At 61.8% G+C, this 11,596-nt stretch carries 9 protein-coding genes; 6 read left to right on the top strand and 3 right to left on the bottom strand.

The annotated features are described in order from the left end of the window. Positions 1–97: 97 nt before the first annotated feature. Positions 98–1,870 (bottom strand): SLC13 family permease, encoded by a 1,773-nt coding sequence (locus tag ABK249_RS30820; protein WP_037156123.1) that lies wholly within the window; start codon positions 1,868–1,870, stop codon positions 98–100. A gap of 193 nt (positions 1,871–2,063) precedes the next feature. On the opposite strand from ABK249_RS30820, the gene ABK249_RS30815 reads away from it, so the two are divergent. After that, positions 2,064–2,609: a glutathione peroxidase gene (locus ABK249_RS30815; RefSeq protein ID WP_227703821.1), complete on the top strand. Its 546-nt coding sequence runs from the start codon at positions 2,064–2,066 to the stop codon at positions 2,607–2,609. Between the two features lie 95 nt (positions 2,610–2,704). Here the strand turns inward: ABK249_RS30815 and ABK249_RS30810 are convergent, their stop codons facing one another. After that, a complete protein-coding gene (locus ABK249_RS30810; protein ID WP_037155767.1) occupies positions 2,705–3,460 on the bottom strand; it encodes a TerC family protein in 756 nt (251 codons plus the stop codon). Positions 3,461–3,558: 98 nt separating this feature from the next. After that, positions 3,559–4,260: a TetR/AcrR family transcriptional regulator gene (locus tag ABK249_RS30805; RefSeq protein ID WP_227703820.1), complete on the bottom strand. Its 702-nt coding sequence runs from the start codon at positions 4,258–4,260 to the stop codon at positions 3,559–3,561. A gap of 134 nt (positions 4,261–4,394) precedes the next feature. On the opposite strand from ABK249_RS30805, the gene ABK249_RS30800 reads away from it, so the two are divergent. The 5 genes from ABK249_RS30800 to xylA all read left to right on the top strand — a co-directional run bounded on the left by ABK249_RS30800 (position 4,395) and on the right by xylA (position 11,395). Then, a complete protein-coding gene (locus ABK249_RS30800) occupies positions 4,395–5,609 on the top strand; it encodes an HlyD family secretion protein (protein WP_227703819.1) in 1,215 nt (404 codons plus the stop codon). Positions 5,610–5,626: 17 nt separating this feature from the next. Next, positions 5,627–7,207, top strand: coding sequence for a DHA2 family efflux MFS transporter permease subunit (locus ABK249_RS30795; protein WP_227703818.1), 1,581 nt, complete (start codon positions 5,627–5,629; stop codon positions 7,205–7,207). A gap of 165 nt (positions 7,208–7,372) precedes the next feature. Beyond that, on the top strand, positions 7,373–8,413 hold the full coding sequence (locus tag ABK249_RS30790) for a LacI family DNA-binding transcriptional regulator (RefSeq protein WP_227703817.1): 1,041 nt from the start codon (positions 7,373–7,375) through the stop codon (positions 8,411–8,413). 26 nt (positions 8,414–8,439) lie between these two features. Then, the gene (gene xylB / locus ABK249_RS30785; RefSeq protein WP_037155781.1) at positions 8,440–9,894 is read left to right on the top strand and encodes a xylulokinase; all 1,455 of its coding nucleotides are present in this window, start codon (positions 8,440–8,442) and stop codon (positions 9,892–9,894) included. Positions 9,895–10,084: 190 nt separating this feature from the next. Continuing rightward, a complete protein-coding gene (xylA, locus tag ABK249_RS30780; RefSeq protein WP_227703816.1) occupies positions 10,085–11,395 on the top strand; it encodes a xylose isomerase in 1,311 nt (436 codons plus the stop codon). The last annotated feature ends 201 nt before the right edge of the window (positions 11,396–11,596 follow it).

The following is an 11,596-nucleotide window of genomic DNA, read 5'->3' as shown; positions in this document are numbered from 1 at the left end:
GGCGCGGACCTGCTTTTGCCTATGCGGGATTTGTGGCAGGCCTTAGCGCATATTCAATCGCAGGCGTCAAGGTTTTTGGCCGCATATCCGCGCAACCCTACCTTACCGGCCAGATATAGAGCAGCGCCGGGACGCTCACGAGCACGATGATAAACGACAACGGCAGGCCGAGGCGCGGGTAATCGGAGAACTTGTAGCCGCCGGGGCCGAAGACCAGCGTATTGCATTGATGGCCGACGGGGGTCAGGAAATCCGAGCCGGCGCCAATTGCCACAGCCATGAGAAAGGCTTCCGGCTTGAAGCCGAGATTGGTGGCGAAGCTGACGGCGATCGGCCCCATGACGAGGACGGTTGCTGCATTGTTGAGGAAGGGCGTCACGGCCATGGCGGTGACAAGGATCAGCGCGAGCGCGCCCCAGGCGGGCAGATTCGTCGCGACATCGCCCAACCAGCCCGCAATCAGCGCGCTGCCGCCGGTGCTCCGAAGCGAATCCGACACCGGGATCAGCGCCGCGAGCATGACGAGGATCGGTCCGTCGACCGCCTTGTAGATATCGGCAAGCGGGATTGCCCGGAAGACGACCATGCCAAGTGCCGCGGCAAAGAAGGCGACCGGTACCGGCGCAATACCGACCGCCGTCGTCGCCATCGCAAGCGCGAGGATGATGAGCGGAACGTAGGCGCGCCGATGCGTGCCGAGCAGCACCTCGCGCTGGGCGAGCGGCAGAAGCGAGAAATCCTGCAACACCCCCGGCAGGTTCCTGCGGCTTCCCTGCAGCACCAGCACGTCGCCTGCCATCAGCGTGAGATCGCCGAGCCGTTCCTTCAGCCGTTCGCCGCGCCGGCTGACGGCCAGAAGGTTGACGCCGCGCGTGTAGGAAAGCGCAAGTTCCTTGGCGGAGAGCCCCCGGAGCGGCGATTCCTGCGAGATAATCGCCTCCACGGAGATCACGTCGGGCTGGGCCTGCCCCTTTTCTCGCAGCGGCTTGCCGGAAAGTTGCAGTCTGCCTGCGGAGACGATGCGATCGAGCGCCTTCGACGGGCCTTCCAGAAGCGCCACGTCGCCTTCGCGCATCACGAGATCGGGGAAGGGTGACATGCGGGCCGGGCCGCGCAGCACGGCTGTCGCGATCACCTCGCCATCGCCGAGCTTCAAGAGTTCGCTCATGGGTTTGTCCAGGACGGAGGATTGCGCTGTTACCGACACTTCCGACGTATAGTTGGTAATCTCGACCGCTTCCTCGATGGAATTGTTCTGCTTCGTCCGACTCGGCACCAGCCAGTGGAAAAAGAGCAGAAAGGTAATGCCGACAATGGTGAGGATTGCGCCCATCGGCGTGAAATCGAACATGGTGAAGGGCGTTCCGGTGAGCTCGCTCCTCAGCCGCGACACGACGATGTTGGGAGACGTGCCGATCTGCGTCATCAGGCCGCCAAGCAAGGCGGCAAAGGCCATGGGCATCAGGTATTTGGACGGCGAGGCGCCGGATTTGCGCGCAAACTGAAAGGCTACCGGCATCATGATCGCCAGTGCTCCGATGTTCTTGATGAAGGCGGAAAGCACAGCCACCACGATCATCAGAAGCGCAAGCTGGGTGGGCAGCGTGTTGAGGTTCGGGAAGAATTTCTTGATGGCGGTATCGACGATCCCCGAGCGGGCCACACCTGCACTGACAACCAACGCGCTGCCGACGATGACGACGATGTCGTCGGAAAAGCCGGAAAAAGCCTTGTCGACCGGCACGATGCCGAGCGTGACTGCCAGCACGAGGGCGCAGCAGGCAACCACGTCATAGCGAAAGCGATCCCAGATGAAGACCGCCATCATGATGGCGATGACGGTAAAGGCGAGAATCTGGTCGGTTGTCATGGGCTCCGGCGGCTCTGAGGCTGAACGACGGATGAGCATCCGCCGAAAAAGAAGAATTGACGCTTTCGGGTGGCGTATCAATCCCACCGACCGGTTAAAGTTCCGCCGGGCAATGTCTGTCCACTGGACAAGCATGACTGTTGGAATAGTTTGTGTCCGCCTACTGCTTTGTCAATTTCAGGGAGATTTGCCGATGAGCGCCGTTCTGGATATTCCGGTCAAGCTGGCGGACGGCCGCCAGACGACGCTGTCCGAATATAAGGGCAAGGTCATGCTGGTCGTCAATGTCGCCTCCAAATGCGGGCTCACCAAGCAATACGAAGGTCTCGAAAAGCTCTATGAGGACAAGCGCCAGCACGGGTTCGTCATCGCCGCCTTTCCGGCCAACAATTTCAAGGGCCAGGAACCGGGTACGGATACCGAGATCGTCGAGTTCTGCACGCTCACCTACGACGTCAAATTCCCGATCTTCTCGAAGATCTCGGTGAAGGGCGAGGACAAGCATCCGCTCTACAAGGAACTGACCGGTTCGGGCGTGGCGACGACCGGGGATGGTCCGATGAAGGAGCGCCTGCGCGGTTATGGCATGGAGGTTCCCGACGACCAGGAAATCCTCTGGAACTTCGAGAAGTTCCTGATCGGCCGCGACGGCAAGATCGTCGCCCGTTTCGCGCCGGATGTGACAGCGGAAGACAGCCGCCTCGTTTCGGCGATCGAGAAGGAACTGGCGAAGGGGTGAGGAGAGCTTCGGCGTTCGCCTCTGCCCTCACCCTGACCTTCTCCCCGCTTTATAGGGAGAAGGTCGCAACAGCGGGATGAGGGGCGGATTTTCCGTCAATGCAGCGTCTGCTGCTCGCCCTTCTTCTTCCGTCTCCCGTTGCGGGCCAGCATGTTCAGCACTTCGACCAGCGCCGAGAAGGCCATGGCGGCGTAAACGTAGCCCTTCGGCACATGGAAGCCCATGCCGTCGGCAATCAGCGTCGTGCCGATCATCAGGAGGAAGGCGAGGGCCAGCATGACGATCGTCGGGTTCTTCTCGATGAAGTTGGCGAGCGGCGTTGCGGCGACCAGCATCACGGTCACGGCGATAACAACGGCGGTCACCATGATCGGCAAATGCTCGGTCATGCCGACGGCGGTAATGATGCTGTCGATCGAGAAGACGAGGTCGAGAAGCAGGATCTGGCCGATAGCAGCCGCGAAGCCCGTGGTTGCCGAGCTTGCGATGAAATCCTCGTTGTGATCGGCCGGATCGACATTGTGGTGGATTTCCTTGGTAGCCTTCCAGACGAGGAAAAGACCGCCGGCGATCAGGATCAGATCCTTCCACGAGAAACCGTGGCCGAAGGCTTCGAAGATCGGGGTGGTCAGCTGGACGATCCAGGCGATGGTGCCGAGCAGCGCGAGCCGCATGATGAGCGCGAGCCCGATACCGATGCGGCGGGCTTTGACGCGATGCTCGGCCGGCAGCTTGTTGGTGAGGATGGAGATGAAGATCAGGTTGTCGATGCCGAGCACGACCTCCATGACCACAAGAGTAACGAGCGCTACCCAGGCCGCCGGGTCTGCTACGAGCGCTGCAATGTCCATCCACATCTCCTTTTCTCAATCTCAGGGCGTAATTGCCCGACCGATTTAAGAAGTGGAAACGCAAAGACAAGAGGAGGTTGTGCAACAACCTCCTGAAATCAGGCGTGTTCTACCGTTTTCGCATTCACTGACGTGTCATGGGCGCCATAGGCCGCCATGAACACCCGGATCGCGCCCCTGACGACATGGTCCAGTTCCTCCCGCGGCGGCACGTCGTCGATATCGCCAAACAGGCGGAACTTGAAGAAGGTGCCGCTCGTCATGTCGATGAACTGGCGAGCTGCCAGATCGGTATCTTCGGCCTTCAGGTTCCCGAGCGCCACATGCCGCCTGATGAAGTCGTCCAGAACCGTCCGCACGTTCACCGAGGGGGAATTGAAGAAATGCCGACAGAGGCTCGGCATCCGGTCGGCGACACCGATTACGGTGCGCATCGCATTGATCACCTGAGGCGAGGTGATATGCGCGGCGAAGCCCACGCCGAAATGATAAAGCCCGTCCTCGACCTCCTCGCTGCCTTCAAGAATGTCGCGCATCCTCGTGGTGATACGCTCGCGCTCGCGCGCAACCATTGCGGTGAAGAGATGTTCTTTGTTCTGGAAATAGACGTAGATCGTTCCCTTCGAGACACCGGCCTCGCGGGTAATGTCGTTCATGCTCGCCGCATCGAAGCCGAGCTTCATGAAGACGGCCTTCGCGCCATCGATGATCTGTTCCCGTTTCGCCGGGTCCTCGCCCGCCGCGAAACGCCCGGCCGGGCCAGGATCGGATATTGCCAGCTTCCCTGTCTGTTTGGACATTTTAATGCCTTCTTTAATCTTTTCGAACCGAGTGGTTCGATTGCTCTTGATATGTGCCATGGAAAGGTCTATGTCAAGCTCACTGAACCGAACGGTTCGATGAAAGACTGCACTCCCAAGACGGTAATAGAAAAATGACGGTCTCCCAAAACGCCGGCGCACTGCGCGCCGTGACGACGGACAATGCGGGTCCTGCCGAAGCCAAAGCGCGCGAGGAGAATCCTGCTGCAGAAAAGCCTGCGGCGGCGGAAGCGATCCTGGCGCCGGCAGATCAGAAGGCGCCCGCAAAGAAGAAGCGCGGTTTCCTGCTGCCGATCATCGGGCTTGCTCTTCTGGGCGGCGCAGCCTGGTATGGTTATGACTGGTGGACCGATGGCCGCTTCCTCGTTTCGACCGATGACGCTTATGTGGAAGGCGATATCGCCGTCATTTCTCCCAAGGTATCAGGTTACGTTGCCAAGGTGAATGTCGTCGAAAACCAGTCCGTCAAAGCGGGCGATCCGCTTGTGACACTTGACGACGGCGATTACAGGCTGGCGCTCGAAAAGGCCGCAGCAGCCGTCGAATCCGCCAATCTCGCGATATCGCGCATCGATGCGCAGATCGTTGGCGGCAAGGCGGCGATCGAGCAGGCCAAGGCCCAGCAGGGCGCGCTTGAAGCGGCCGTTCGCGGTGCCGAAATAACCCAGAAGCGCCAGGCGGAACTGGCCGCAAAATCCGTGGGTACGACCGCCGACCTCGACAATGCAGAGGTCGCGCTCGAAAAGGCCCGTGCCGATCTGGTCGCCGGTCAGGCGGCCGTTGCTTCCGCGGAGGCCAATCTCGGCCTCTTGCAGGCGCAGCGCAAGGAAGCGGTCAACGATGTCCGTGCTGAGGAGATTGCCCGCGACCAGGCCCAGCGCGACCTGGATTTCACGGTCCTGAAGGCGCCTTATGATGGTGTCATCGGCAATCTCGCCGTCCAGACGGGCGATCTGGTCACCGCCGGCAAGCGGCTGGCCTCTCTGGTGCCGCTCACCGAGCTTTATATCGACGCGAATTTCAAGGAAACCCAGATCGGCCACCTGCAGCCGGGCTCCAAGGTCCGCGTGCATGTCGATGCCTTCGACGATCACACGGTCACGGGTACGGTCGTTTCGATCGCGCCTGCTTCCGGTTCGGTCTTCTCCCTGCTTCCGCCTGAAAACGCCACGGGCAATTTCACCAAGGTCGTACAGCGCGTGCCGGTGCGGATCTCGATCCCGAAGGACGTCCTGGAGCGCGAGCATCTGAGGGCCGGTTTGAGCGTCGTCGTCGACGTCGACACCCGAACGGCTCCCGCCGACAGCAACGCGGTCGCTGCAAAATAAACCTACGGAGAACGGCCATGGCAACTGCAACGGCCGCGGCGGGTGCTATATCCGTCGACCCACCGATGGACAGACGCAAGGTCATCGCTTTCTTCGCGATGGTCTTCGGCATGTTCATGTCGATCCTCGACATCCAGATCGTCTCGGCCTCGCTCGCCGAGATCCAGGCCGGCCTTTCCGCCGGCTCGGACGAAGTCGCCTGGGTGCAGACTTCCTACCTGATCGCCGAAGTGATCATGATCCCGCTGTCGGGAACGCTGGCGCGGATTCTTTCGACGCGCGTGCTTTTCACCATCTGCGCGGGCGGCTTCACGATGGCGAGCGCGCTCTGCGCCACTGCCACCAATATCGAGCAGATGATCGTCTACCGGGCGCTTCAGGGCTTTATCGGCGGCGGCATGATCCCCTCGGTCTTCGCAGCCGCCTTCACCATCTTCCCGCCCTCGAAGCGCAGCATCGTCTCGCCGATCATCGGCCTTGTCGCAACGCTCGCGCCGACGATCGGGCCGACGGTCGGCGGCTATCTGTCGCACGCCTTTTCCTGGCACTGGCTTTTCCTCGTCAACATCATCCCGGGCATCCTCGTGACGGCCGCCGCCTGGAGCCTGATCGACTTCGACAAGCCCCAGATGCAGCTCTGGAAGAAGTTCGACTGGTGGGGGCTTTTCTCCATGGCCGTGTTCCTGGGGTCGCTCGAATACGTGCTCGAGGAGGGTAACAACAAGGACTGGTTCGGCGACGAGCGTATCGTCATCGGCACGGTGATGATCTTCGTCGGCGCCGTGGTGTTCTTCTGGCGCGCCTTCAGGGTCGAGTTCCCGGTCGTGGATCTCAGGGCCTTCAGCAATGCCAACTTCGCCTTCGGTTCGCTTTTCTCCTTCGTGATGGGCGTCGGCCTCTACGGTCTCACCTATCTCTATCCGCTCTATCTGGGACGCATCCGGGGCTATGATTCCCTGATGATCGGCGAGACCATGTTCGTCTCCGGGCTTGCCATGTTCGTCTCCGCGCCGATTGTCGGGCGCCTGACGAACCTCCTCGATCTCAGGGTGCTGATGGCGGTCGGCTTTGTCGGCTTCGCCCTCGGCACCTGGCTGATGACGGGAATTACGGAAGACTGGGATTTCTGGGAACTGTTCCTGCCGCAGATCCTGCGCGGGGCCTCGATGATGATGTGCATGGTGCCGATCAACAATATCGCGCTCGGCACGCTCGCGCCGCAGCGCATCCAGGGCGCTTCCGGCCTCTTCAACCTGACCCGCAATCTCGGGGGCGCGGTGGGGCTGGCGATCATCAACACCATGCTGACCCAGCGGACGGACGAACACTATGCCCGGCTCTCCGAGCACGTCAATTACGGTAACCCGGCTGCGATGAGCTGGCTCGACAGCGTCGGCGCCAACTACAATTCCTATGGTTTCGACGGCAGCGCGGCTGCCCTGCAGAGGCTTTCCGGAATGATCACCCAGCAGTCCTGGCTCTTGTCCTTCGCGGACGTTTTCCTGCTGCTGACCGTGCTTTTCGGCAGCCTCATCTTCTTCGTCTTCCTGATTGCCAAACCCGCGCGGCCAGCCGGAGCCGGTGGAGGCGGCCACTGATCACAGCCCTCCACCGCCGGAAAGGGGTCGCCGCTTGAAGTGGCGGCCCTTTTTCCTGTCGACCGGTGACCTGGCCCCCTGTCGGAGGGCTGTTTTCCGACACCTTCGGTAAATTCTGATTTACGTACCTCAAAAATTGGGCTACGACCTTCCGCGGAGGAGTTCATGAAGCCCACTGTCCATGACATCGCGAAGAGCGCAGGCGTCAGCCTTGCCACGGTCGATCGCGTGTTGAACGACCGGCCGGGCGTGCGCGCGGTGACCCGCTCGAAGGTGGAAGAGGCGATCGCTGCGCTCGGTTATGTGCGGGATCTTGCGGCCGCGAACCTTGCCAAGGGCCGCACCTATTCCTTCGTCTTCATCCTGCCGGAAAACGACAATTCCTTCATGATCGGCCTGCACGAGGAAGTGCGCGGCGCGATTGCCCGTTCGAGCGCCGAGCGCACCCATATCCGCATCATCGACGTGCCACCCTTTGATCCGGATGCACTGGTTGACGCACTCGAAAAGGTGCTGGCCGAAAAGCCGTCCGGAGTCGCCTTCGTCGCCATCGATGCGCCTGAAGTCCGCGCTGCCGTCGGTCGCTTGAAGGAAGCGGGCATTCCGACCGTCACGCTTGTCTCGGATCTGCCCGACGCCTCCCGCGATCATTACGCCGGCATCGACAATATCGCCGCCGGCCGTACCGCAGGCAGCCTGATGGGCCGTTTCCTGAGCGGCCCGTTCCTGGCTGAGCGAGGGGCGACGGTGGCGGTGCTTGCCGGCTCCATGCTGGTGCGCGACCATCGCGAGCGGCTCGAAGGGTTTTCGTCGGTCATCGGAGAGAGTTATCCGAATGTCCTTATCCTGCCGGTGCTGGAGGGCCGGGACGATCCGGCGCTCGCCGAAACGGTGGTTGCCGATGCGCTGCGCCGTCATGCTGACATCGCTGGCATCTATAGTCTCGGCGCGGGCAATCGGGGCCTCATCCGGGCGGTGCAAAAAGCGGGAATGTCCAGGCGGCCTCTTGTCATCGCCCACGAACTCACCGCCTCGACCCGCGCCGCACTCGCCGAAGGCGTGATCGATGCGGTGCTGAACCAGGATGCGGGCCATGAGGTGCGCAGCGCCATCCGCGTGCTGAAGGCCAAGGCGGATGGCCTGCCGGTGATCGCCGGGCAGGAGCGCATCCGCATCGACATATTCTTGAAAGACAATCTGCCCTGAGAAGCAGAGCATGAAGGAGAAACACCATGTATCTCGGTCTCGATCTCGGCACTTCCGGCGTCAAGGCGATGCTGATCGACGGCGATCAGAGGATCATCGGTTCGGCGAGTGGCGCGCTCGACGTTTCGCGCCCGCATTCCGGCTGGTCGGAGCAGGAGCCTGCCCACTGGATCCGCGCCACGGAGGAAGCCGTCGCCGGCCTCAAGGCGAAGTTCCCGAAGGGACTCGCCGCCGTGAAGGGCATCGGGCTCTCCGGCCAGATGCATGGCGCGACGCTGCTCGATGCGGACGACAAGGTGCTGCGGCCTTGCATCCTCTGGAACGACACGCGCTCCTACGAGGAGGCGGCGATGCTCGACGCCGATTCCCGCTTCCGGCAAATCACCGGCAATATCGTCTTTCCGGGCTTCACCGCGCCGAAACTCGTCTGGGTGCGGAAGCACGAGCCGGAGGTTTTTGCGAAGGTCGCCAAGGTACTGCTGCCGAAGGATTATCTGCGCCTGTGGCTCACCGGGGAGCACATTTCCGAAATGTCGGACTCGGCCGGAACCTCCTGGCTCGATACAGGCGCCCGCAAATGGTCGTCCGAATTGCTCGATGCGACCGGATTGTCCGAGACGCAGATGCCGTCGCTGGTGGAAGGCACGGAACAGGCGGGCAAGCTGCGCGGCGAACTGGCCTCCAAATGGGGCATCACCGGCAATGTTGTGGTGGCCGGCGGGGCGGGGGACAATGCGGCATCCGCCTGCGGCATGGGCACGGTTGCGGAAGGCCGCGCCTTCGTCTCGCTCGGCACGTCCGGCGTGTTGTTCGCGGCCAACGCCTCCTACCTGCCGAAGCCGGAAAGCGCCGTGCACGCCTTCTGCCACGCGCTGCCGAAGACCTGGCACCAGATGGGCGTCATCCTGTCGGCCACCGACGCGCTCAACTGGTATTCGCACATTGCCGGCAGATCTGCTGCCGAACTCACGGAAGAACTGGGCGATAGTCTGAAGGCCCCGACCGGCGTCACCTTCCTGCCCTATCTTTCCGGCGAACGCACACCGCATAACGATGCGGTTATCCGCGGCGCCTTCATCGGCCTTGGACACGAAAGCAGCCGGGCCGTGCTGACCCAGGCGGTGCTGGAAGGCGTCACCTTTGCGATCCGCGACAATCTGGAAGCGCTGAAATCCGCCGGCACATCGATTTCCCGCGTCACGGCGATCGGCGGCGGTTCGCGCTCGCGTTACTGGCTGGCCTCGATCGCGACCTCGCTCGGAATGCCTGTCGATATCCCGGCGGACGGCGATTTCGGCGCGGCCTTCGGTGCCGCCCGGCTCGGTCTCATCGCCGCGACCGGGGCCGATCCGGTGGCGGTCTGCTCGGCGCCGAAGACGGAGGAGACGATCGAGCCCGTTACGGCGCTTTCCGATACCTATGAGGCCGCATACGCGCGTTATCGGGCGGCGTATCCGGCGATCAGGTCGCTGGCGCATTGAACCGGGGTTTGCCCCTCACCCTAACCCTCTCCCCGCCCGCGGGGAGAGGGGACGTGCCCCGCTCACCGTTCGAGGGGGTGGATAGCTCACCGCGCGTCTCCTTCGCCCCGTTTACGGCGAGAAGGTGCCGGCAGGCGGATGAGGGGCAAGCGTCAGATATGAATGAACATTCCCCAAGGAGGACATGACTATGAGCACAGGCTTTTTCGGCGACATTCAGAAGATCAAATACGAAGGCCCGGAGAGCGCCAATCCGCTCGCCTTCCGCCACTACAATCCCGACGAGATCGTCGCGGGCAAGCGCATGGAGGACCACCTGCGCTTTGCCGTCGCCTACTGGCACACCTTCACCTGGCCGGGTGGCGATCCCTTCGGTGGCCAGACATTCCTGCGCCCCTGGTTTTCCGACACGATGGAAGCGGCCAAGATGAAGGCGGACGTCGCCTTCGAATTCTTCCAGCTCCTGGGCAGCCCGTTCTACTGCTTCCACGATGCGGACGTGCGCCCGGAAGGCACGAATTTCGCGGAAAACACGAAGAACCTCAACGAGATCGTCGACTATTTCGAGAAAAAGCAGGCCGAAACCGGTGTGAAGCTTCTCTGGGGCACGGCGAACCTCTTCTCCAATCGGCGCTATATGTCCGGTGCCGCCACCAATCCCGACCCGGACGTCTTCGCCTTCGCCGCGGCGACCGTCAAGACCTGCCTCGACGCCACCAAGCGACTCGGCGGCTCCAACTACGTGCTCTGGGGCGGGCGCGAAGGCTACGAGACCATCCTCAATACCGACTTCACCCGCGAACTCGACCAGATGGGCCGTTTCCTGAATCTTGTGGTCGAATACAAGTACAAGATCGGTTTCGAAGGCACGATTCTCATCGAGCCGAAACCGCAGGAGCCGACCAAGCACCAGTATGACTACGACGTTTCGACCGTCTATGCCTTCCTGCAGAAGAACGGATTGGAAAACGAGGTGAAGGTCAATATCGAGCAGGGCCACGCGATCCTTGCCGGCCATTCCTTCGAACATGAGATCGCCATGGCGAACACGTTCGGCATCTTCGGTTCGATCGACATGAACCGCAACGATTATCAGTCCGGCTGGGATACCGACCAGTTCCCGAACAACGTGCCGGAAATGGCGCTCGCCTACTATCACGTCCTTGCGGGCGGCGGCTTCAAGAACGGGGGCACGAATTTCGATGCCAAGCTGCGCCGCCAGTCGCTCGATCCGCAGGACCTGCTGATCGGCCATATCGGCGGCATGGATTGCTGCGCCCGCGGCCTCAAGGCAGCCGCGAAGATGCTGGACGACGGCGCGCTCAAGACCCCGCTCGATGCCCGCTACGAGAAGTGGGAGAGCCCCGAGGCGCAGAAGATGTTGCGCGGCGAATACAAGCTCGACGAGATCGCCGCCATGGTGGAGCGTGAGAACATCAATCCGGAACCGGTTTCCGGCCGCCAGGAATATCTGGAAAACATCGTCAACCGCTACGTCTGACACAACAAGCTGGGGCCGCGGTATGCGGCCCCAGCTTGTTGACGCACCTTCCGGCATGCATGACGTCATTCTTATCTATGCTGGCCGTGTCGATTTGTTAGATTGAGGGGGTCGGGAGCGTACCTTGGTCATCTTTGGTAGTGAGAAACCGTGGCCGAGCCCGGTAGGCTGCCGTTCCGACTTTTGTCACCCGAACAGTTG

This window comes from Neorhizobium phenanthreniclasticum, assembly GCF_040066075.1.
GTDB classification, from domain to species: domain Bacteria; phylum Pseudomonadota; class Alphaproteobacteria; order Rhizobiales; family Rhizobiaceae; genus Neorhizobium; species Neorhizobium petrolearium.
Note: the sequence above shows the minus strand (reverse complement) of the source record. Positions and strands in the feature narration are given on the sequence as shown.